The following is a 20,167-nucleotide window of genomic DNA, read 5'->3' on the forward strand; positions in this document are numbered from 1 at the left end:
CGGAGGTATTCTATATGCATTTTCATGAAAAACCTAACACATATGTAACAAATGTTGAAATAAAAGTAAGCGATCTTCAACGTTCTTTAACATTTTATCAAGAGGTTATTGGCTTCAACGTTTTACACCAAGAATCACATAAAGCTACTTTAACAGCAGATGGACATACTACACTATTAACAATAGTCCAACCAGACACAGTGGAAGAAAAGCTTAGCATGACGACTGGACTTTATCACTTTGCATTACTATTACCAACTCGTCGTGATTTGGCAAATATTATAACGCATTTTCACGAAAAAGGAGTATATCTTGGGGCTTCTGATCATGCTGTCAGTGAAGCACTCTATTTAAATGATCCTGATCATAATGGTATTGAGGTATACGCAGATCGCCCTGAAAATGTATGGGATTGGCATCAGGACCAAGTGAATATGGTAACAGAGCCACTAAATATTCGATCGATTTTAGAAGAAGGTGATGGAAATTGGGATGGCCTCCCATCAGGTACAGTGATGGGACATATTCACTTATCTGTTTCGAACTTGGCAGAGGCTGAACAATTTTACACAAAGGGCTTAGGCTATGATATTGTGGCACGCTATGGTTCACAGGCATTATTTATTTCTACTGGCCGCTATCACCATCACATTGGCTTAAACACTTGGCACTCAGAAAATGCTCCAAAGCTTGGAGAAAACCAAGTAGGCTTAAAAACGTTCTCACTGCGTTTAGATAATGAAGAACAAGCATCCATGATGAAAGCAAACCTTCGCACAATTGGTGCACGTGTTATCGATATAGACGGTGGATTCCAAACTGAAGATCCAGCTGGAAATGTTGTATTATTAAAATTTTAGTAAAAAGCAGTTCTCACAAATGAGAACTGCTTTTATTAATGTAAACCTGGATATCCCTGTTGTCGTAATGCCTCATATATAACAATCGCAGCCGTATTAGATAAGTTGAGTGAACGGACATGATCACTTTGTGGAATACGCAAGCACATATTACGACGTTCATACGCAAAGTCTTTTGGCAAGCCTGTTGTTTCTTTTCCAAACATAAAGTAAATGTCACGCTCTTTATTACTAAAATCATGTGTGGTGAACGGCTCATCACTATATGTTTCGATTAAATATACATCTCCATCTCTAGAGTACTCTATAAAATCATCCAGTGAATTATGATAAACAATATTCACACTATGCCAATAATCTAAGCCTGCCCGCTTTAACATTTTATCATCGGTTGAAAAGCCTAGTGGACGAATTAAATGTAATGATGTATTTGTACCAGCGCAAGTGCGAGCAATATTTCCTGTATTCGCTGGAATTTCTGGTTGATATAAAACGATATGCAATGGCATAACGATACACTTCCTTATTATAAAAATTTCTTTAAGTGGAACTCATTTAATGGAGTGTTTTTTCTCTTCATTCATGAAAAAACTGCAAACCTTTGTGAATTTCGTTCAATACTTCTTCGTCCTGCTCATTAGCTTCCGCGTCATATAGGGCAGACTTAGCCTGTTCTCCGCCTATCTTCCCTAAAGCCCATGCTGATGTGCCTCGTATGACTGGACGATCATCGTTCTTCAAAAGGTTGATGAGATCTGGTATAGCCGCTTCCTCTTTAAAATGGGCCAGTGCAAGGATGGCATTTCGTTGAATAGGCTTTTTACCTCGCCATGAACCAGAAACGTGGCCAAACTTGGCCTTAAATTCTCTATTGGAAATCGTTAATAGTGGTGTTAATAATGGTTTGGCAAGCTCCGGATCCGGTATAAATTCATCATGAATCCAATTAATCTTCCCTTTATTTTTGGGACACACACTCTGGCATGTATCACAACCATAGAGGCGATTACCAATGTGATTACGAAACTCATCAGGAAGTGTTCCCTTCGTTTGAGTGAGGAAGGCAATACAACGTTGTGCATCCAATTGCCCTCCTTGGATTAATGCACCCGTTGGACAAACATCCAAGCATAAGCGACATTCCCCGCACTCATCCTCCATTGGCTTATCTGGCGAGAATGGAACATTGGTTATGAGCTCTCCTAAATACACATATGACCCGAATTCAGGTGTTATAATCGAACAGTTTTTACCACTCCAGCCTATGCCTGCGCGTTCTGCTACAGCACGGTCTACAAGTGCACCTGTATCAACCATCGACTCGATACGTACACCTTCGACACGCTCCTCAAGCCAAGCAGATAATAACTTCAAACGTTCACGAATTGCTGTATGATAATCGACACCCCATGAAGCACGGCAAAATATTCCTCTTCTAGCTCCCTTTTTACCAATGGGTGCATTTTGCATACGGGAGGGATAAGCAACGGCTATCGAGACAATACTCTCTGCTTCGTTTAATAATTGAAGGGGTTCGGTACGTTTTTCAATATCACTTTCTTCAAAGCCAGACTGATAACCAAGCTCCTGCTGGCGACGCAGTCGGTTTTTTAATTCTGTAAAGGGAGCTGCTGTTGTAAAACCTATTTTATCAACGCCAATGGCTCTTGCATATGCCACAAAGTCTCGCTGTAGGTCATGTATGTTCATTTTATTTCCAACTCCTTACATGATACAATAATAGAAATAGATAAAGTAGGTGATGTTCTTTGGAAATTTCCATTAATGAATCTCTATTAACGCAACATCCCGAGCTAAAAATCGGCATTATTCATTATACCAAAATTGTTGTAGCAGAATCCCCTCAAATGATTAAAGGTCGGATGCAATTGTATCAAGAAAACCTTTTTCTAGACATGCAGGATTTTCCTGTGAACCAGCGTGAGGGTATTGCTGAATGGCGGGTATTTTGGAAAAAGCTAGGTTCAGATCCAAATCGTTATCGACACTCAGCAGAAAGTCTTATGCGGCGAATTAGTAAACAAAACTATGTAACACCATTTCATTCTGCTGTAGATTTAAATAACTTCTTCTCTCTTCAATATGAAATTCCAGTTGGTCTATATGATATAGCCTTTATGAAAGGATATGTAGAAATAGCTCTTGGCCATGAAGACATTGGTTATGAGGGTTTAAATGGGCGTTTTAATACATTCAACAAGATCCTCTACAGTCGTGATGAGAAGGGAGCATTTGGTTCTCCATTTGTCGATTCTAAACGTACAGCCGTTACAGAGGATACGACTGAGGCGCTACAGATTTTTTATCTCAGACCCTCTTTAACACATGAAGCAGCGAATGACCTTTTGGCGTCAGCAGGCAAAATGTTTAACCAAATTCATGGAGGTGACTATCAAATTGCCCTCCTATCAAACAATGCACCATCTACAAGTTTATAAAAAGGACGTGTTTGCGTGATCAATCTTGCAGAAGCTGTTAAACTAAAAAGTATTTTAGGAAAAAAAACACAAGAGCTTATTAGTGAATTACATCGTAGTGCTTTTGTGACAGTAGAAAAGGGACAGACTCCTAAAACAAGTAACCGTGCACTCCCCCTTATCGAAACCGAATTGGCACAAGTTCGTCTAGATACCCGTACACTAGATCGTCTAGTATATGAAGCAAACATCCAAAACACAGTAGAATTTAAAGATCAGAAACTCGCACTAGTAGAAGCTATCGAATTAGCTACACAGCTTCGTGCTGAGGCTGAGTTATGTAAAGAATTTAGTATGCGGGAAAAAGAAAGTGTTCGTTTTGGCTATGGTGATGGAGCAATGCTATACGAGATTGCATTATATGAGCCTGACGACTATCGGGAGCGCGCAATGAAGCTTGAAAAAGAGGCACATAAATTATCCAATCTTATTAATTCAAAAAATTACAGTATACAAATTAACTTTGATGATTCCCGCTATTTCTAGTCTCGGGGCGGTGAGACTCCAAACCGAGTTGGATGTGCTGTTTTCAAATTTAGCTTTACGGCTAATTAGATTAAAACCAATAACAAGTTACCTGTTACTGTATGACCCATGACTAATGACCAACTATAGGTAAAGGCCATACTCAAAAAACTTGATTCCATTTGAAAACACCATCCAAGGCTCTCCTACATTTATGTATGGAGAGCTTTTTTTATTAGCGAATATGTAAAAATTCCCTATGTCTAAATTACCCCTTTCAAGGACAAAATGGACGTATCTATTGGAAAGGGGTCATACGATGACGCAGAAAAATGATTCAAAACATGATCAAGATACAACATTGACAAATCGACAGGGGCATCCCATTACTAACAATCAAAATTTACGAACAGTCAGTAATCGCGGTCCTGCAACACTTGAAAATTATGATTTTCTAGAGAAGATAAGTCATTTTGACAGGGAGCGAGTACCGGAACGAGTTGTTCATGCTCGCGGTGCTGGTGCACATGGTTATTTTGAAACATATGGTGTTGTAGGCAATGAACCTATTTCTAAATATACTCGGGCAAAGGTCTTTCAGGATAAAGGAAAAAAAACACCTGTATTTGTCCGTTTTTCAACGGTTATACATGGTGGACACTCTCCTGAAACATTACGAGATCCACGAGGCTTTGCTGTAAAATTTTATACAGAGGATGGCAACTGGGATTTAGTTGGTAATAATTTAAAAATCTTCTTTATCCGTGATGCCATGAAATTCCCTGACATGATTCATGCATTTAAGCCTGATCCTATTACTAATATTCAGAACGTTGAACGTTTCTTTGATTTTTGTGCTAGCTCACCAGAATCCTTCCATATGGTTACATTTGTATATTCACCTTGGGGTATTCCAGCTAACTATCGTATGATGCAGGGCTCTGGCGTCAATACGTATAAGTGGGTTAATCAGGAAGGCAAAGGGGTCCTCGTCAAATATCACTGGGAACCACTTCAGGGCATTAAAAACTTAACACAAAAAGAAGCAGAAGAAATTCAGCAGAAAAATTTTAATCATGCCACACAGGATTTATATGATGCGATTGAACGTGAAGAATTTCCTGAATGGGAGTTACATGTTCAAATTATGGAGGATGGTCCACATCCTGAGCTTGATTTTGATCCATTGGATGACACAAAGCTTTGGCCAAACGATCAATTCCCATGGTATCCAGTCGGTAAAATGGTGTTAAACAAAAATCCTGAGGACTATTTTGCAGAGGTAGAACAAGCTACTTTCGGTACGGGCGTACTAGTCGATGGCTTAGATTTCTCTGATGATAAAATGTTGCAAGGTCGTACATTCTCTTATTCGGATACACAGCGTCATCGTGTAGGAGCTAACTATCTTCAATTGCCAATTAATGCGCCAAAAAAACGTGTAGCAACCAATCAAAGCGGTGGGCAAATGATGTATAAACGAGATTTAGCACCTGGTCAAAATCCACATATTAATTATGAGCCCTCCATGTTAAATGGCTTAAAGGAAGCAACACAGGATGGTAAGGAATATACTCCATATGTAGAAGGCAACCTTGTTCGAGAATCCATTGACCGTCAAAGTAATACCAAGCAAGCTGGCGAAACTTATCGTAACTTTGAGCAATGGGAGCGCGATGAACTGCTTGCCAATTTAATTCGTGATTTATCGGTCTGTCATATGGAGATACAAAATGCCATGATTGCACTTGCGGAAGAAGCAGATGAAGAATATGGTCGTTTGCTAAAAGAAGGGTTGCATAAGGCTAGAAAGGAATCCTCAACTTCAAAGCCACTTGGCAATATTGATGGAGATCAAGCCTCTCAAAATGCGATAGATAAAGGCCATAATGCTGAGCCTTATTAAGGCAAACGTAAAAAGACATTACATTTTTATGTAACGTCTTTTTTGCATTATTGTTCATAGGCCTTATACCAATGATAGGGTTGTATCTCTTTTAAAGTTTTAAATAGTAGTGTATCGTCTGTATTCGTAACTGCTGCTTTCACATTCTCTCCCCAATAAAAGAGTCTTTCTTGGCAGACCCCACAGGGTGTCAGTACTACGAATTTAGATTTTTCATTTTCTCTAGCAACACAAATCGAATGTGTCACCTTTGTATTCAATTTATGTGCCTCCAGAATAGCACCCGTTTCCATACATAATTCAGTAGCTGCATTGATGACCTCTGGTGCAACACTAGTTAAAATATGCCCGTCCTCCGAATACAAAGCCGCCGCTCCACCCCATCCTGACGGATATCTTTTCTCCACTAATTGGACGGCTGCCTCATAGAGCTTTTTCTCAATATCCATATCATTTAACATCTCCCTATAGTCAATACACACCTGGTAATATCTTCAACACTTTTTCCTCTGCATCTAAATAGGCGTCTACCCCCAAGGGAATGCCTACATTGGTTGATTCATGTCCTATTTTAAAACCTGCCACAACAGGAATACCTAAGTCTCCAAAATACTCTTTCATTAAATTATGTAAGGCTGTTTCATTCGCTTCTGTTTGTGTAAAGGAACCAATGACAACACCTGCTAGTTGCTCAATTTTCCTAGCTTGCTTTAATTGCTGTAACATCGAATCAATATTAGGAATGGATTCTGCTAACTCCTCTATCAATAAAATCTTACCTTCTGTTTGTATCTCAAATTTAGTGCCTAATGTGCTGACAAGACGATACAGATTTCCTCCTATTAATTCACCGCGTGCCACCCCTCCAGCAATGGTTGTTAAAGGAGAAATTGACTCCGTGTATTGTATTTCAATGGGGGAAAATAATTGTACAAACATTTTCTTCGATAGTTCATCCATTTTATTGGCCGCCATTAACATAGGTCCATGGAATGTTACTAAATTGGCGTACTCATTGATCGCACAATGCAAATAGGTAATATCTGAAAAGCCCCAGAAAATTTTTGGATTTTCCTCTAATAACGTATAATCAATTTTTTCAGCTATGCGAGCAGAGCCATAGCCACCCTTTACACAAAAAATAGCTTTCACTTCAGGATTTTTTACCATTTCATGAAAATCAGCTAGCCTAACTTCATCACTACCAGCTAAATAATCATGCGTTGCATGGATCGTATCCCCTACAATATAGTGAAGACCCAACTCGTCTAAAAAAGATAATGCGTCCCCTAGCTTTTCATGATTTACTACACTTGATAGGGCAACTACACCAACTAGATCTCCCTTTTGTAAACGTGGTACGGTATTTTTCACGTTCATTCCTCCTCTTATTTTCCTTAAGCTTGCCTCTATACTGATGTGAGGCACTTATCTATTATTGCCTCTTCTTCCCATGATTCTATACGATCATTTACTTCTTGAGGAGAAACTATCGACATTCTAGCGATAGGAACCTTCAGACTCTTGAACAGTAACCTTTCTCTTCAACAAGGTTGATTTAATTGTTATTGTAGCAGTAATTTGCTGGAGCGTATATTCCTTGCTCATATGGTAATCAGAAAAACAAGAAAGCAAAGACTTCAATCATAAGAAGGCTTTGCTTTTTATTGTTAATTGGTACCGCCATAAATAATCGTGACGTTAGGATGTTTTAATAATTGGCTTGCAGGGAAATCTTCAGTAATATGGCCACTTTTTAATTTTTGGATGGCCTCCATCTTCTTTTCACCAAAGGCAATCAGGACAATTTCCTTCGCCTTCATAATCGATTGAATGCCCATCGTAATGGCATGTATTGGGACATCTGCTGCGTCATCAAAGTAAATCGCATTTTCTGTTCTTGTCGATTCCGTTAATTCAACAATATTCGTCATCGAATCGAACGGTGTACCTGGCTCATTAAAACCTATATGACCATTTACGCCAATTCCAAGAAGCTGTAAATCAATACCTCCTGCTGCATCAATCCTTGCATCATATGCCTTGCATTCAGCAGCTAAATCCTCTGCCTCACCATTTGGCAAATGTATATTTTCTTGTTTAATATTTACACCATTAAATAGATTGTTGTGCATGAAAGTCCAATAACTTGCAGGACTTGAGCGCTTAAGACCTACATATTCGTCTAAATTAAAAGTTTGTACATCCTTAAATGTTAATTGACCGGCTTGATATCGCGCTACTAATTCTTTATACATTCCTACAGGTGAACCACCAGTTGCTAATCCTAGAACACTATTGGGCTTCTTCTGTATTTGCTTTAAAAAAATATTTGCGGCCACTTCGCTCATTTCGTCATATGTATTGACTTCGATCCATTTCATTTTCCTTATCATACCTACCTTAATTTCTTATTCATTAACTATACTGGGAAATATTTCACTTTATAGTAGCTAATATATTAATTCTACAAGTTATTTAGCTATTTTTCTATCATTTCCCTCTTAATATTATGCGTGTATTCTGATGCTGTTTCGGTTATGTTATTAATAAGGAAGTGAGGCGATTTTATGAATGCACAGATTCAGCAATATTTACAGCATATTCAATTTCAAGGAACCTTAGAGCCTACCGTCCAACTACTTGGACAGCTACAAACAAAGCATCTATTGACGATTCCCTATGAAAATTTAGATGTTGCCTTGAACCTCGGTATCTCATTCTCTATTCCTGATTTATTTCAAAAGATTATTATAGAAAGACGTGGGGGCAATTGTTTTGAACTGAATATTTTATTTAGCTGGCTTTTACGGGAGCTCGGCTTTTCAGTTACCAACCGCTATGCTCAGTTTTGGCGTAATGTTGAAGAACACTCTCCTCCTGAAGATATACCCATGCACCAGCTATTACTAGTAAAAGATGCAAAACAATCCTATATTTCAGATGTAGGCGTTGGTGCTTTAGCGCCTTGTAAACCAGTACCGTTAATAGCAGGATATCAGCATCGCGAAGGCCGAGAATTGTATAAAGTAGAGTATGATGAAGAAAATGGTTGGATGCTTTTTGAACTAACCAAGCAACAATGGCGTTTGCTTTATTGTTTTCATGATGATGCAAATGATGCAAAATTTGCCCCACGACTCTCTAAACAAAAAAATAAAATTGCCATGATTCGAACTACTCGTGGACGTCACACGATGATGAACAATGAATTTAGAATTTACGAAGGGCAATCCTTAACTACCTATACAACAAACACTGAGAAGGAATGGCTGCAAGCTCTACAGCGCTTTTTTCATATCTCTTTACAACAATAAAGGAAAGCGAGTCCATCAGTGGCTTGCTTTCCTTTCCTGATTATTTCATTGTCCGATTGAATAGTTCAAATACAACTTTATCATTGTGTAGTTCCTTGACTAAACCAATATCATCTACGAAATAATAAGTTTTTACCACATCACTATATACTGACCTTTTCTCTACTATAATTACACCCGTATATTGCACTTCTCCAGCTTGTACTGTACCATTCGTTGATTTTACAGTTACTCGTTCTCCTGCAGTAACCCCTGGATCATCTTCATGTAAAATAACCCCTATTCTAAGTGGTAGTTCCATATATAAATCATAATGTGTATTAGCGTCACTAGCAATGGCTTGACCATATACACGATCATGACCATATAAAAGCTCATCAGAAAGAGTTTGTCCTGTGCTAATATTTTTGACTGTCCATACATCATTTTTACCGTCATGTTGCTTATATTGATAGCTCAAGGTATACCGCTTATGGTCACTTAAAGAATAATAGCCATACGTATAAACAAACGCGGGGTCCTTTAGCAAACTAGGCTTAGAAAGAGTCAATGCTCGCGCTAAAAAAGCTGAGAAGTGGGCACGTGTAACAGGAGCATTAGGTTTAAACTCACCATTCTCATAGCCCCTTACCAAATGATTATGAGCCAGTGTTAAAATTTCTTTATAACCATATGTCTGCTCCGTCACATCTGTAAAATAATAAGGATCTGACCCTTTTAATTGGAAAGCCCTATTTAGCACAATAGACATTTCCGCTCTAGTTAACGGTGCATCTGGGTTAAATTTATGGGCTGCATCAAATATTCCTTTTTTTTGTACAGCAGCTATTTCTTTGTAGTATTTATTAGCTGGCGTTACATCCTGATAATTGGGGTTTTGTATGTTGATTGTGTTTAGCCCCAAAGCACGTGTTAGCATAACAGCTACCTGTGCTTTCGTTACATAATCATTCGGCTTGAATAACTGATTGGAATAGCCCTTCACAATATCCTGCTCTACTAAATAATGGATTTCTGTCATCAAGGTATCATCCGTTAAATCTTTAAAGCTGGCTGCCTGCACTTCCCTCGGTATTATGCCAATCGCTATCAGGATCAAACATACTAATTTCAATATGTTCCTCACATTATCCCTCCTCCATCGATTCTTTACCCATAAAGACGTGTAGTTATGCTAAAAATGAAAAAAGACTCTTCTGAAAGAGACTTTATTCGTTATTTTTATGTTGAATTAATCCAATTTCTATGCCAGTCGGATCCATCAAATAAGCAAGATAAAAGTCCTCAAACTCCATTTTTCCACGTAAAATAGTAGCCCCATTGCTGGTTGCCTGCTCAATAACTTCATCCATTGCATCCACTTCAATCTGAATTCGTGTACCATGTGGATAATCACTAGGTCCTTTGCTAATACCACCATTAATCCCAATTTTGCTTTCATGCCCAGTTGTAACTGGCCAATAATCCCAATTTGGAGCCGCTATCCTCCAGCCAAACACTTTGCTATAAAAAGCTGCCGCTTTCTTCGGTTCCTGACTATTTAATTCAAAGCCAATCACTCTTCCCATACAAATCCCCCTTTTTTAAGCATAACAAATAATTCAACAAACAATTGGAATTTCCTTCCTTCCCAACCGTATTTCAAATAAAAATTTTACCTATTTATTTAATTAGAAAATTATGTATAATTAAATTAGAACGATTGTTCAAATCATTAAAGGAGTACAACATTGAATAAAAGACGCTATGACAGTGACAAGGCAAAGCTTGAAATTATCAAACATGCCACCCAATTATTTTCTCAACATGGCTATAATCAAACATCTGTTGGCGATATTTCGAAGGTTTCTGGTTACAGTAAAGGACATATTTATTATCATTTCGAAAATAAGGAAAAGTTATTTGTGCTTTTAGCGCAGCAATCAATGAAAAATTGGCATGACAAATGGTTGCAAAAAGAATCTTCATACACCACATCAACAGAAAAATTGTATGGTATGGCCCTACATGTCCTCTATGAGTATCAAACACCTTTACTAAAATCAGGTCAGGAACTGGCATCTAATCCTAAATCAACCCCCGAATCTATACAGCAGTTATTCAATTTAGCTATTACACCTATGAATGCTTATCGTGCAATTCTTCAAGAGGGCATCGACCAAAACGAATTTGTTCATGGCGATGTAGATACTTGGACCGTCTTACTAGGCACATGGCTAGGCGGATTATGTCAGCTTACCAATACTCAACATTTGAAATCATTAGAACCACTCTTTCAACAAGCAATAACGATTTTCTTAAAAGAAATTAAAAAAGGTGGGATTTAAATGAAAGTAGGTTTAATAGGTGATAGCTTAACAGAAGGTCGTCCAGGAGTTTCATTTTATAATCTTTTAAAACTGCAATATCCTCATATTTCATTTGACAATCTTGGGAATCCAGGCGAGACGATTAAAAGTTTATTTACTCGCTTGGAAAAAACGCCACTCCAATCCTCCTATGATCTCCTTTTTCTTTGGGTAGGCGTCAATGACGTCTATTCAAAATTATTAAAGGTGCAAGCACAACCCGTGACGAAGGATCATATAGAATTCGAAGAGTACTGCCTCAAAGTATTAGAGAAAGCACATACCGCTTCTAAAAATGTTGTGCTAGTATCTCCAGCATTAGTAGGAGAAGATCTTCAAAATCACTCTAACAACGAAGTAAAAGAGCTAACGTCCGTTATGGAGTCTATTGCATTGAAATCCGGCAATGTTTATTTTGTGAATATGCAAAATCTCTTTAAAGAGCATTTAGAACATTTGGACTGCTCAAGCTTTATTAATACGAGTGTAATGAGAGTTCTACTAGATGTTTTATTTTACAAAAATCCTTTACGCATCGATAAATTATCTCAAAAAAGAGGGCTACATGTAACTATGGATGGCGTTCATTTAAATAGTAAAGGTGCTGATATAGTGGCACAGCAATATAGCTCTATCATTGAACATTATGCAAACGAAGGAGACAAAATCGGGAGGTCCTAAAAAATGAAAAAGATTGCTGTTGTTACAGGTGGTGTATCAGGGATAGGAAAGGCCATTTGCCAGGAATTAATTACTCGACATATATTTGTCATTATTGCTGATATTCAAGAACAAGAAGGTCGTATGTTAGAAGCACAGTTAAATAAAGATGCTGTTCATGCAAAATTTGTACCACTAAATGTAACCGATTACAATAGTGTAGCATCTGTCATTCATGGTGTAATTGAAGAATATCATCGGATAGATTATCTGTTTAATAATGCTGGAATTGCTATGTACGGAGAGCTGGGTGAAACGACTATTGAGGATTGGAAGGAAATTATGGCTATTAATTTATGGGGTGTCATTTATGGTACTCAAATAGGTTATTCACTTATGAAAAAACAAGGTTTTGGACATATCATCAATACCTCATCAGCTGCAGGGTTAGGACCTTCTCCTTTTTCTTCTGCATACGCTACTACCAAACATGCTGTTATAGGATTAACGACCTCTCTACACTATGAGGCTGAGGAATTTGGGATTAAGGTGAGTGCCTTATGTCCAACGTTTGTGGATACACCTATTTTCGATAACGCCAAAGCGATTCATATGGATAAATCAATTATCACCAAACAATTACAGCAGCAAAAAATGATCTCAGCTCAGCGAATTGCAAAAATTGCTATAGAAGGTGTTCATCAAAATAAGCCTATCATTTGTCCAATGCCAATGCGCAAAACACTGGATGTTATTTTTACTATTTTTCCTTTTCTACACAAAGCGTTAATGAGAATGGTTTGTAAAGTGAGTCGTAATGCCCGTTTAACCTAAACGCTACAAAGGCTCCCTACTAGTGGGAGCCTTGCTTATTTTGTAATACCACACCATCGCTCATTTTAATAATACGATCTGTATAAGCTAGCATCTCTTCGTCATGCGTCACTAATAATGTTGTGATACTTAAAGTTTTTGTTAATGTTCTTAATAACATCATAATTTCTTTAGAACGCTGTGAATCTAAACTTGCTGTTGGCTCATCTGCAAACAGCACTTTCGGTTGATGAATGATGGCACGTGCAATCGCTACACGTTGCTTTTCTCCCCCTGACAATGAAGAAGGATAAGCATCTTGACGATGAGCCAGCCCAACTAACTGTAATAAACGATTTACTTCATGCTTTTGTTCATGTTTCTTCAGTGGAGACCCAGCAACATCCAACATTAATAGCAGCTGTTCTTCTACGGTAAGAAAAGGTACAAGATGAGCAAACTGAAAAACAAAGCCAAATTTACTTGCACGCAGCTTTCGTACTTGTTCTTCGTTCATAGCCGTTAGATTTTGTCCCTCAAAAAGAATCTGTCCATCCGTTGCGGGTTGCAGTCCAGCAGCTATAGTTAATAGCGTACTTTTTCCTGAACCAGATGCACCTACCAATGCCGTAATCTCTCCTTCTTTTAAGGATAAATTAATACCTTTTAAAATTTCCTCTTCGACATCACCATTTTTAAACGTTTTTCTTACTTCATCAATCGTAAATAACGTCATGACTAAGCCTCCCCTTGGTGTATTGCTTGTAACGGTTGAATTTTTTTAATTTGTAGACCTGACAATGTAGCTCCCACAAAACCAATGACAAGGAACACTAACGATAGCTGCATTGTTGTACCTAAATTTAACGTAAATGGCATCCCCTTTGGCGCAACTATATTGAATAATTGACTAAGGCTGACTGATAATACTAGTGAAATAGCTGTAATAATCACCATCTGTGTCCAGATCATGTTAAACAACCTACCTGTTTTTAATCCAATTGCTTTTAGAATGCCATATAGGCCAATCTTTTGTACATTCATCATATAGAAGAAAATAGCAAACAGCATACCACTAATGACAACTAAAAACCAAATAATCATATTTAAAGACATCTGTTCCGCACTGTAACTCGGGATAGCATTCAGAAATTCTTTATTGCTATAAGACTGTAGCCCCTCAAAATCCTTGGCAGCATTGTGTGGAACAAAAATTAACTGCATATCCTGTATCCGATACATTTCCTGGTAAGCCTCTTTACTGATATAAGCAACAGGGGCATGGCTATATTTCTTTTGCTCCACAAAGCCTTTCACCTTGAACTCTCCACTATATTGATTGTTCGCTAATATATCTCCCACTTTAATTCCCTTTTCCTGTAGCGAGCTGTCTAACAGGACCTCACCTTGACGCACATTTCTAAATAGTGATGACTCTGTCGATGTGACAAAGGCCACACTTTGCTGTTTATCATCCTCATCACTTAAAAAGCCCATTTGAATAGAAAAGGCAACTGCTTCCTTCTCTTCAGACATGACTTCCTGTTGTAGATTGTTAGAGATTCTTGAAAGATTAAACGTCCCATCAGCATCCTCTGTCATGTAGAATTGCCCCTGCGGTAAGTCTTTTATTAAAGCTGCATTATCCTGTGACAAGCCATTCGCCAAACCTGAAATAATAAACGTTAAAAAACTAACTAGGAAGATGATGGAGCCCAAGATTAAAAATCGTACTTTATTTTTCTTCATTTCTTTCCAGGCAAGATTCATCCTTTATCCCTCCATTTCTTTAATTATCCTTAGCTTAAAATTGTTTCATGAACAGAGCATGAACTAATCATTAAGAATGGAAAAGAAAAAAAAGAAACGAAAACAAATAAACCGCTCTGAAGGAAAGTCATTTATCCTACAGAACGGTTTAGATCTTCATCTAAAAAAACTCATATAATCCATTTTTAAAGTAATTGTACTCGTTTTGATTAATTAACTTTCTCCCATACCCTTCATAAAAAATCTGCCTATCTCTCTCAGTTTCAAAGGCTTGTGGTTTACACTGTTCCTCAATCATTAGATAGAGCCACTACCTTCTCCCACTCTTGCCTTTTATAAAACCGGTGGATGAATTGGAACAGATATAATTATTACTGCAGCACTCAGTAGTAAAATTGATAATCCAACATTTTTCTTCATATTCACACTCTCCTTTAAATTTCAATAAATTGCATAGCTTTCTCGAACTGCTTTTCTTGTCGATAATACTCTCCCAATAAATTAGAAAATTGTTGGTGCATTTCTTTTAATTCTTCATTATCTGCTATAAATGGAATTAACCTCCCTTCTAAAAAATCCATCGCTTTCTTTTTTTCTTCTCCTAGCAAATATAAATAAAAAGTAGCAAATAAATTAAAACTTAATTTTTTCTTATTTTTTGCTTCTTCCTTTAGAATAGTAAAGGTTTTTATACTTTTTTCCGTTTGTTCTAAGCGAAATTGCGTAACACCTAAATTATATAAGCAAAGCAGATAATGATCACAGTTCTTTGACATTAAAGAAGCGCTTTTTTCAAAGTAAATTAATGCATTTTCATATTCCCATCTCATTTGGTACAAATCCCCCAAATTGTGATATATAGCAGGTAATAGCTGCTGTTGCTGTAATAGCTCCACATTTCTCACTAAATGTTCATAGATTTCGATTGCTTCGTGAAACACTTTTCCTCGAGAGTAATTGAGTGCCAGAGACATTAATGTATAAACAATTCTTTTAAAATTAAATTGGTCCTTATAGAATTGAAGAGCTTTTTTCCCATAAATAATTGCTTGGCTTGGTTCCTCTAACCGCCCTTTTATTAAAGCGAAATGATAGTAAAACTCTCCTTCTAGTGACCCTAGTTCTGGATGTATTTGAAGTATTTGAGTTAGTTCTTTAGCTGCTTCCTCATATTTACCTTTTGTAATTAAAACTAATGCATAATAATATGAATGTAAATACCTTTCATGTTGGGAAAAATTTGGTCGGTGGGCATTTAGCCATTTTAATTGATTGTCTGCTAATTTATGCTCTTTAACAAACACATAATAACGTAACTTATAAAGTTCATATAAATAAATAGATTCTGTAAAACCTATTATTTCTTCATATTCTTTTAATCTGCTCATTGTCTCTTTTACTTTCTCAATCTCTAGGTAATTTATATGTTTTTGTAAATCATTTAATAGGCAAATAATATTTTGTTCGTTATTCTCTACATCGTGAATACTAATATTTAATCGTTCTAGCAGTAGACGTATTGTCTCGCTATTTGCTTCTTTATTATTATTCTCAATTTTACTTAAATGAGGAATCGAGCAAATCCCCATCGCCACTGAATTCTGTGTCATTCCTAGCTTTGTACGATAGTACTTAATTAATGAACCAATCTTCATTTTCATAACCTCCCGTATCGAATGACTGTATTTTACATTTATTATAATCATAATTTTCCCAATAATCAAAAAACCTAAATTATGGTAGATTCAAATTGTAGTACTATAACTTAATTTGAAAAGGAGTTGGAAAGAATGAAAAAAATGAAAAGTACGTTGCTAAGTCTTTTGATTGCAGGATCAGTAATAAACCCGGTGTACGCAACAGCGATGGATAGCGAAGATAGCTTAGGAAACGACGGTGGTCAGGAGAAATTCCGTGTTTATGTTGAGGCAAACAAAAAAACAGAAAAATCAACATTAAAAACTCAATATTCTGCTCGTTGGGAATTAACAGAGAACGGATTTTCAACTGATATGAATGAAAAACAATTCGAAGCATTACAGAAGAATAAAAATTTCACAGTTACAAAAGTGCCTATCGTTACATTAGATACGATAGGTTTGGAAGACGATAGTATGGTAGAAAATGAAACTCTGGATTTGGTAACTTCTTTAAGAGCTTCTCAACAAATACCTTGGGGCATTAAAGCAATTTATAACAATGATACTTTAACATCTACAACTGGAGGAAGTGGCATTAATATTGCCGTACTCGATACGGGTGTAAATACTTCTCATCCTGACCTTGTCAATAACGTAGAGCAATGTAAAGACTTTACAGGTGCGACAACACCCATTAATAACAGCTGTACTGATAGAAACGGACATGGTACACATGTTGCTGGTACGGCCTTAGCTGATGGTGGAAGCGATCAAGCAGGCATTTACGGTGTAGCTCCAGATGCTGATCTTTGGGCTTACAAAGTGTTATTAGATAGCGGTTCTGGATACTCAGATGATATTGCTGCTGCTATTCGACATGCAGCAGATCAAGCAACAGCTACTGGTACCAAAACAATTATTAGTATGTCTCTAGGTTCTTCAGCGAATAATAGCCTCATTTCGAGTGCTGTCAATTACGCATACAGTAAAGGAGTTCTAATAGTAGCTGCAGCTGGTAATTCTGGCTATGCGCAAGGAACAATTGGTTATCCGGGGGCATTACCAAATGCAATCGCCGTTGCAGCTTTAGAAAATGTACAACAAAATGGGACTTATCGTGTAGCTGACTACTCTTCACGTGGTTATATATCTACAGCTGGAGATTATGTCATCCAGGAAGGTGATATTGAAATCTCAGCTCCTGGCTCATCCGTTTATTCTACATGGTATAATGGCGGTTATAATACAATTAGCGGCACATCAATGGCTACCCCTCATGTCTCTGGTTTAGCAGCAAAAATTTGGGCTGAAAATCCGTCATTATCTAACACGCAACTACGTTCTAACTTACAAGAGAGAGCAAAATCAGTAGATATTAAAGGTGGTTATGGAGCTGCTATAGGTGATGACTACGCTTCAGGATTTGGATTTGCTCGCGTTCAATAATTTCAAAAGGTGAAGCATACTAACAATAGTAATACAAACCAAAGCTTTGGTTTGTATTGCTATTTTTTGGGTTCTAAACGTATTCACCAGTACCCCTATTACCCCCAAGTAGTATTATAGCTTCGCTTGTTATACGATATCAGCTTCAAACATATTTCTACATGTAGGGTGAACAGGTTGACCAGAAAACATTTTATCAATACCATTTGCAGTATCGTTCCCTTTAAATTCATCTTGTTGTCCACTAATACCTTCTTCATAAAAATCACCTCCAACCATTCCATTGAAACTTACTTATTGTGTAATATATTATTTTTTTGACAATGCACCATTCACTTAAAAACTACCTTCTTTAACTAATCTTCCTACACAACTATTGCTATATTATTACGCTAACCTCGTTACCGGTGATAAGGATAGGGAATGTAGTAAAAAGCCTTATATATCAATGTCTTCTACCTGAAGTGTGTAAAATGATTTCAATTCTTATCGTATCCCCAAAAATGAAAAAAGCTCACAAACCCTGTATTATCAAGGTTTGTGAGCTTTCTAAACTTACTAAATGTAACGTATATGTACGTAATGATACCGGTGGTCGGGGTCGAACCGACACTCCAAAGGAACACGATTTTGAGTCGTGCGCGTCTGCCAATTCCGCCACACCGGCATAATGGAGATAAAAAAAATCGGATAAACCGATTAGCAGTAAAAATATGGAGGCGGCAACCGGATTTGAACCGGTGATAAAGGTGTTGCAGACCTGTGCCTTACCACTTGGCTATGCCGCCATCATACTTGGAGCGGAAGACGAGGTTCGAACTCGCGACCCCCACCTTGGCAAGGTGGTGTTCTACCACTGAACTACTTCCGCAAAAAATGGCTGGGGTACTAGGATTCGAACCTAGGCATGACGGAATCAAAATCCGTTGCCTTACCGCTTGGCTATACCCCAACTATGGGGCGACTGATGGGAATCGAACCCACGAATGCCGGAACCACAATCCGGTGCGTTAACCACTTCGCCACAATCGCCATTATATTATAGTTATTATTATGAAATTTACTTTATTCTTGAATGGGGCGACTGATGGGAATCGAACCCACGAATGCCGGAACCACAATCCGGTGCGTTAACCACTTCGCCACAATCGCCATAAAATAAATTGGCAGGGGCAGTAGGAATCGAACCCACACCAAAGGTTTTGGAGACCTCTATTCTACCGTTGAACTATGCCCCTATTTAAAAATAAAAAAATAAAACTGGTGGAGGGGGACGGATTCGAACCGCCGAACCCTAAGGAGCGGATTTACAGTCCGCCGCGTTTAGCCACTTCGCTACCCCTCCGGGAATTCATGGTGCCGGCGATAGGAGTCGAACCCACGACCTACTGATTACAAGTCAGTTGCTCTACCAACTGAGCTACACCGGCAAAAAAATGATGGGTCAGGACGGAATCGAACCGCCGACACTTAGAGCTTCAATCTAATGCTCTACCAACTGAGCTACTGACCCATATATTATAAAAAAATGGCGGTCCCGACCGGGATCGAACCGGCGATCTCCTGCGTGACAGGCAGGCATGTTAACCGCTACACCACGGGACCATTTGGTTGCGGGGGCCGGATTTGAACCAACGACCTTCGGGTTATGAGCCCGACGAGCTACCACTGCTCCACCCCGCGTTAATGATATATGTTGTTTTTAAAATGGTGGAGGATGACGGGCTCGAACCGCCGACCCTCTGCTTGTAAGGCAGATGCTCTCCCAGCTGAGCTAATCCTCCATCTGGGTATAAAAATGAATGGTGACCCCTACGGGATTCGAACCCGTGTTACCGCCGTGAAAGGGCGGTGTCTTAACCACTTGACCAAGGGGCCTTCGTTTGGAATAATTAAAAGTGCTGGCGGAGAGTAAGGGATTTGAACCCTTGAGACAGTGTTAACCGCCTACACGATTTCCAATCGTGCTCCTTCGGCCACTCGGACAACTCTCCAAGAATGGCTCCGAAGGCAGGACTCGAACCTGCGACAACCTGATTAACAGTCAGGTGCTACTACCAACTGAGCTACTTCGGAATAATTTTAGTATACAGCCTAGCGACGTCCTACTCTCACAGGGGGAAGCCCCCAACTACCATCGGCGCTAAAGAGCTTAACTTCCGTGTTCGGTATGGGAACGGGTGTGACCTCTTTGCCATCATCACTAGACTATTTGAAAGACAATACTTATTATAACATATTTTATCAAAATTACAAGTATATTATAATAATTTTATTCTTTCAAAACTGGATAAACGGTTCATTGAATGCTTCAAACTTTTTGGTTAAGTCCTCGATCGATTAGTATTCGTCAGCTCCATGTGTCACCACACTTCCACCTCGAACCTATCTACCTCATCGTCTTTGAGGGATCTTACTTACTTGCGTAATGGGAAATCTCATCT

At 38.2% G+C, this 20,167-nt stretch carries 20 protein-coding genes, 16 tRNA genes and 2 rRNA genes; 9 read left to right on the forward strand and 29 right to left on the reverse strand.

Annotation, left to right across the window (positions count from 1 at the left end; all coding sequences use genetic code 11):
* The first annotated feature begins 14 nt into the window (after window positions 1-14).
* On the forward strand, window positions 15-860 hold the full coding sequence (locus tag AC3CH7_RS19020) for a VOC family protein (protein WP_281486889.1): 846 nt from the start codon (window positions 15-17) through the stop codon (window positions 858-860).
* 35 nt (window positions 861-895) lie between these two features.
* On the opposite strand, the gene trmL is transcribed toward AC3CH7_RS19020, so the two are convergent.
* Together trmL and queG are read right to left on the reverse strand one after the other, a co-directional pair.
* Window positions 896-1,369 (reverse strand): tRNA (uridine(34)/cytosine(34)/5-carboxymethylaminomethyluridine(34)-2'-O)-methyltransferase TrmL, encoded by a 474-nt coding sequence (gene trmL / locus AC3CH7_RS19025; protein ID WP_012292145.1) that lies wholly within the window; start codon window positions 1,367-1,369, stop codon window positions 896-898.
* 67 nt (window positions 1,370-1,436) lie between these two features.
* Window positions 1,437-2,570 (reverse strand): tRNA epoxyqueuosine(34) reductase QueG, encoded by a 1,134-nt coding sequence (gene queG, locus AC3CH7_RS19030; protein ID WP_488381828.1) that lies wholly within the window; start codon window positions 2,568-2,570, stop codon window positions 1,437-1,439.
* A 59-nt stretch (window positions 2,571-2,629) separates the two neighbouring features.
* Between queG and AC3CH7_RS19035 the strand changes: the two genes are divergently transcribed.
* The 3 genes from AC3CH7_RS19035 (at window position 2,630) to AC3CH7_RS19045 (ending at window position 5,729) form a co-directional block, all read left to right on the forward strand.
* Complete coding sequence (locus tag AC3CH7_RS19035; RefSeq protein WP_012292143.1) at window positions 2,630-3,319, forward strand: B3/B4 domain-containing protein; 690 nt, start codon at window positions 2,630-2,632, stop codon at window positions 3,317-3,319.
* 15 nt (window positions 3,320-3,334) lie between these two features.
* Window positions 3,335-3,844 carry a hypothetical protein gene (locus AC3CH7_RS19040; protein WP_031418234.1) on the forward strand — a complete coding sequence of 170 codons (510 nt, stop codon included), beginning with the start codon at window positions 3,335-3,337 and terminating at the stop codon, window positions 3,842-3,844.
* Between the two features lie 298 nt (window positions 3,845-4,142).
* Entirely contained in the window at window positions 4,143-5,729 is a 1,587-nt protein-coding gene (locus tag AC3CH7_RS19045) for a catalase (RefSeq protein WP_488381829.1), read from the forward strand.
* A 47-nt stretch (window positions 5,730-5,776) separates the two neighbouring features.
* On the opposite strand, the gene AC3CH7_RS19050 is transcribed toward AC3CH7_RS19045, so the two are convergent.
* The 3 genes from AC3CH7_RS19050 to nagB form a co-directional block, all read right to left on the reverse strand.
* Entirely contained in the window at window positions 5,777-6,178 is a 402-nt protein-coding gene (locus tag AC3CH7_RS19050; protein WP_031418233.1) for a cytidine deaminase, read from the reverse strand.
* A 22-nt stretch (window positions 6,179-6,200) separates the two neighbouring features.
* Window positions 6,201-7,109 (reverse strand): S66 peptidase family protein, encoded by a 909-nt coding sequence (locus AC3CH7_RS19055; protein WP_012292139.1) that lies wholly within the window; start codon window positions 7,107-7,109, stop codon window positions 6,201-6,203.
* A 290-nt stretch (window positions 7,110-7,399) separates the two neighbouring features.
* The gene (gene nagB / locus AC3CH7_RS19060) at window positions 7,400-8,113 is read right to left on the reverse strand and encodes a glucosamine-6-phosphate deaminase (protein ID WP_012292138.1); all 714 of its coding nucleotides are present in this window, start codon (window positions 8,111-8,113) and stop codon (window positions 7,400-7,402) included.
* A 186-nt stretch (window positions 8,114-8,299) separates the two neighbouring features.
* Here nagB and AC3CH7_RS19065 point away from each other — a divergent pair, with 186 nt between their 5' ends.
* Window positions 8,300-9,046, forward strand: coding sequence for an arylamine N-acetyltransferase family protein (locus AC3CH7_RS19065; protein ID WP_012292137.1), 747 nt, complete (start codon window positions 8,300-8,302; stop codon window positions 9,044-9,046).
* Between the two features lie 40 nt (window positions 9,047-9,086).
* Here the strand turns inward: AC3CH7_RS19065 and AC3CH7_RS19070 are convergent, their stop codons facing one another.
* Together AC3CH7_RS19070 and AC3CH7_RS19075 are read right to left on the reverse strand one after the other, a co-directional pair.
* On the reverse strand, window positions 9,087-10,172 hold the full coding sequence (locus AC3CH7_RS19070) for an S-layer homology domain-containing protein (RefSeq protein WP_488381830.1): 1,086 nt from the start codon (window positions 10,170-10,172) through the stop codon (window positions 9,087-9,089).
* Window positions 10,173-10,254: 82 nt separating this feature from the next.
* Window positions 10,255-10,614, reverse strand: a complete 360-nt coding sequence (locus AC3CH7_RS19075) for a VOC family protein (RefSeq protein WP_031418229.1) — start codon at window positions 10,612-10,614, stop codon at window positions 10,255-10,257.
* 162 nt (window positions 10,615-10,776) lie between these two features.
* Here AC3CH7_RS19075 and AC3CH7_RS19080 point away from each other — a divergent pair, with 162 nt between their 5' ends.
* From AC3CH7_RS19080 to AC3CH7_RS19090, 3 genes are read left to right on the forward strand one after another with little or no spacing between them, the layout of a single operon-like run.
* Window positions 10,777-11,373: a TetR/AcrR family transcriptional regulator gene (locus tag AC3CH7_RS19080; RefSeq protein ID WP_036165440.1), complete on the forward strand. Its 597-nt coding sequence runs from the start codon at window positions 10,777-10,779 to the stop codon at window positions 11,371-11,373.
* Window positions 11,374-12,075 carry an SGNH/GDSL hydrolase family protein gene (locus AC3CH7_RS19085; RefSeq protein ID WP_012292133.1) on the forward strand — a complete coding sequence of 234 codons (702 nt, stop codon included), beginning with the start codon at window positions 11,374-11,376 and terminating at the stop codon, window positions 12,073-12,075.
* Window positions 12,076-12,078: 3 nt separating this feature from the next.
* On the forward strand, window positions 12,079-12,888 hold the full coding sequence (locus AC3CH7_RS19090) for an SDR family NAD(P)-dependent oxidoreductase (protein WP_036165438.1): 810 nt from the start codon (window positions 12,079-12,081) through the stop codon (window positions 12,886-12,888).
* Between the two features lie 19 nt (window positions 12,889-12,907).
* Here the strand turns inward: AC3CH7_RS19090 and AC3CH7_RS19095 are convergent, their stop codons facing one another.
* From AC3CH7_RS19095 to AC3CH7_RS19105, 3 genes are all read right to left on the reverse strand, one after another.
* The gene (locus AC3CH7_RS19095; protein ID WP_036165435.1) at window positions 12,908-13,603 is read right to left on the reverse strand and encodes an ABC transporter ATP-binding protein; all 696 of its coding nucleotides are present in this window, start codon (window positions 13,601-13,603) and stop codon (window positions 12,908-12,910) included.
* Between the two features lie 2 nt (window positions 13,604-13,605).
* The gene (locus AC3CH7_RS19100) at window positions 13,606-14,637 is read right to left on the reverse strand and encodes an ABC transporter permease (protein ID WP_036165434.1); all 1,032 of its coding nucleotides are present in this window, start codon (window positions 14,635-14,637) and stop codon (window positions 13,606-13,608) included.
* Between the two features lie 434 nt (window positions 14,638-15,071).
* Window positions 15,072-16,292 carry a helix-turn-helix domain-containing protein gene (locus tag AC3CH7_RS19105; protein WP_031418222.1) on the reverse strand — a complete coding sequence of 407 codons (1,221 nt, stop codon included), beginning with the start codon at window positions 16,290-16,292 and terminating at the stop codon, window positions 15,072-15,074.
* A 135-nt stretch (window positions 16,293-16,427) separates the two neighbouring features.
* On the opposite strand from AC3CH7_RS19105, the gene AC3CH7_RS19110 reads away from it, so the two are divergent.
* Complete coding sequence (locus AC3CH7_RS19110) at window positions 16,428-17,723, forward strand: S8 family peptidase (protein WP_036165430.1); 1,296 nt, start codon at window positions 16,428-16,430, stop codon at window positions 17,721-17,723.
* A gap of 129 nt (window positions 17,724-17,852) precedes the next feature.
* On the opposite strand, the gene AC3CH7_RS19115 is transcribed toward AC3CH7_RS19110, so the two are convergent.
* From AC3CH7_RS19115 to AC3CH7_RS19205, 19 genes are all read right to left on the reverse strand, one after another.
* A complete protein-coding gene (locus AC3CH7_RS19115; protein ID WP_488381831.1) occupies window positions 17,853-18,002 on the reverse strand; it encodes a hypothetical protein in 150 nt (49 codons plus the stop codon).
* A 307-nt stretch (window positions 18,003-18,309) separates the two neighbouring features.
* Window positions 18,310-18,390, reverse strand: a tRNA-Leu gene (locus AC3CH7_RS19120).
* Window positions 18,391-18,437: 47 nt separating this feature from the next.
* Window positions 18,438-18,511: transfer RNA gene (locus tag AC3CH7_RS19125), tRNA-Cys, on the reverse strand.
* 8 nt (window positions 18,512-18,519) lie between these two features.
* Window positions 18,520-18,594: transfer RNA gene (locus tag AC3CH7_RS19130), tRNA-Gly, on the reverse strand.
* 6 nt (window positions 18,595-18,600) lie between these two features.
* Window positions 18,601-18,675 (reverse strand) — tRNA-Gln (locus AC3CH7_RS19135).
* Between the two features lie 4 nt (window positions 18,676-18,679).
* A tRNA-His gene (locus tag AC3CH7_RS19140) sits at window positions 18,680-18,755 on the reverse strand.
* A 44-nt stretch (window positions 18,756-18,799) separates the two neighbouring features.
* A tRNA-His gene (locus tag AC3CH7_RS19145) sits at window positions 18,800-18,875 on the reverse strand.
* 12 nt (window positions 18,876-18,887) lie between these two features.
* Window positions 18,888-18,961, reverse strand: a tRNA-Trp gene (locus AC3CH7_RS19150).
* 23 nt (window positions 18,962-18,984) lie between these two features.
* Window positions 18,985-19,068 (reverse strand) — tRNA-Tyr (locus AC3CH7_RS19155).
* A gap of 9 nt (window positions 19,069-19,077) precedes the next feature.
* Window positions 19,078-19,153, reverse strand: a tRNA-Thr gene (locus AC3CH7_RS19160).
* Between the two features lie 10 nt (window positions 19,154-19,163).
* A tRNA-Phe gene (locus AC3CH7_RS19165) sits at window positions 19,164-19,236 on the reverse strand.
* Window positions 19,237-19,252: 16 nt separating this feature from the next.
* Window positions 19,253-19,328: transfer RNA gene (locus AC3CH7_RS19170), tRNA-Asp, on the reverse strand.
* 3 nt (window positions 19,329-19,331) lie between these two features.
* Window positions 19,332-19,406, reverse strand: a tRNA-Met gene (locus AC3CH7_RS19175).
* A 25-nt stretch (window positions 19,407-19,431) separates the two neighbouring features.
* Window positions 19,432-19,507 (reverse strand) — tRNA-Val (locus tag AC3CH7_RS19180).
* Between the two features lie 19 nt (window positions 19,508-19,526).
* Window positions 19,527-19,601: transfer RNA gene (locus AC3CH7_RS19185), tRNA-Glu, on the reverse strand.
* Between the two features lie 24 nt (window positions 19,602-19,625).
* Window positions 19,626-19,717, reverse strand: a tRNA-Ser gene (locus AC3CH7_RS19190).
* 5 nt (window positions 19,718-19,722) lie between these two features.
* A tRNA-Asn gene (locus tag AC3CH7_RS19195) sits at window positions 19,723-19,799 on the reverse strand.
* Window positions 19,800-19,815: 16 nt separating this feature from the next.
* A 5S ribosomal RNA gene (gene rrf, locus AC3CH7_RS19200) occupies window positions 19,816-19,931 on the reverse strand.
* A 112-nt stretch (window positions 19,932-20,043) separates the two neighbouring features.
* A 23S ribosomal RNA gene (locus tag AC3CH7_RS19205) occupies window positions 20,044-20,167 on the reverse strand; the annotation flags it as partial.

Source organism: Lysinibacillus sp. F12 (assembly GCF_057773605.1).

What these genes read in the sequence shown, in the direction of transcription:
- AC3CH7_RS19075 (WP_031418229.1), bottom strand. Translation starts at nt 10,614, where the DNA reads ATGGGAAGAGTGATTGGCTTTGAATTAAATAGTCAGGAACCGAAGAAA.
- AC3CH7_RS19085 (WP_012292133.1), top strand. Translation starts at nt 11,374, where the DNA reads ATGAAAGTAGGTTTAATAGGTGATAGCTTAACAGAAGGTCGTCCAGGA.
- AC3CH7_RS19110 (WP_036165430.1), top strand. Translation starts at nt 16,428, where the DNA reads ATGAAAAAAATGAAAAGTACGTTGCTAAGTCTTTTGATTGCAGGATCA.
- AC3CH7_RS19115 (WP_488381831.1), bottom strand. Translation starts at nt 18,002, where the DNA reads ATGGTTGGAGGTGATTTTTATGAAGAAGGTATTAGTGGACAACAAGAT.
- AC3CH7_RS19020 (WP_281486889.1), top strand. Translation starts at nt 15, where the DNA reads ATGCATTTTCATGAAAAACCTAACACATATGTAACAAATGTTGAAATA.
- AC3CH7_RS19065 (WP_012292137.1), top strand. Translation starts at nt 8,300, where the DNA reads ATGAATGCACAGATTCAGCAATATTTACAGCATATTCAATTTCAAGGA.
- nagB (WP_012292138.1), bottom strand. Translation starts at nt 8,113, where the DNA reads ATGAAATGGATCGAAGTCAATACATATGACGAAATGAGCGAAGTGGCC.
- AC3CH7_RS19045 (WP_488381829.1), top strand. Translation starts at nt 4,143, where the DNA reads ATGACGCAGAAAAATGATTCAAAACATGATCAAGATACAACATTGACA.
- queG (WP_488381828.1), bottom strand. Translation starts at nt 2,570, where the DNA reads ATGAACATACATGACCTACAGCGAGACTTTGTGGCATATGCAAGAGCC.
- trmL (WP_012292145.1), bottom strand. Translation starts at nt 1,369, where the DNA reads ATGCCATTGCATATCGTTTTATATCAACCAGAAATTCCAGCGAATACA.
- AC3CH7_RS19055 (WP_012292139.1), bottom strand. Translation starts at nt 7,109, where the DNA reads ATGAACGTGAAAAATACCGTACCACGTTTACAAAAGGGAGATCTAGTT.
- AC3CH7_RS19095 (WP_036165435.1), bottom strand. Translation starts at nt 13,603, where the DNA reads ATGACGTTATTTACGATTGATGAAGTAAGAAAAACGTTTAAAAATGGT.
- AC3CH7_RS19105 (WP_031418222.1), bottom strand. Translation starts at nt 16,292, where the DNA reads ATGAAGATTGGTTCATTAATTAAGTACTATCGTACAAAGCTAGGAATG.
- AC3CH7_RS19100 (WP_036165434.1), bottom strand. Translation starts at nt 14,637, where the DNA reads ATGAATCTTGCCTGGAAAGAAATGAAGAAAAATAAAGTACGATTTTTA.
- AC3CH7_RS19090 (WP_036165438.1), top strand. Translation starts at nt 12,079, where the DNA reads ATGAAAAAGATTGCTGTTGTTACAGGTGGTGTATCAGGGATAGGAAAG.
- AC3CH7_RS19050 (WP_031418233.1), bottom strand. Translation starts at nt 6,178, where the DNA reads ATGGATATTGAGAAAAAGCTCTATGAGGCAGCCGTCCAATTAGTGGAG.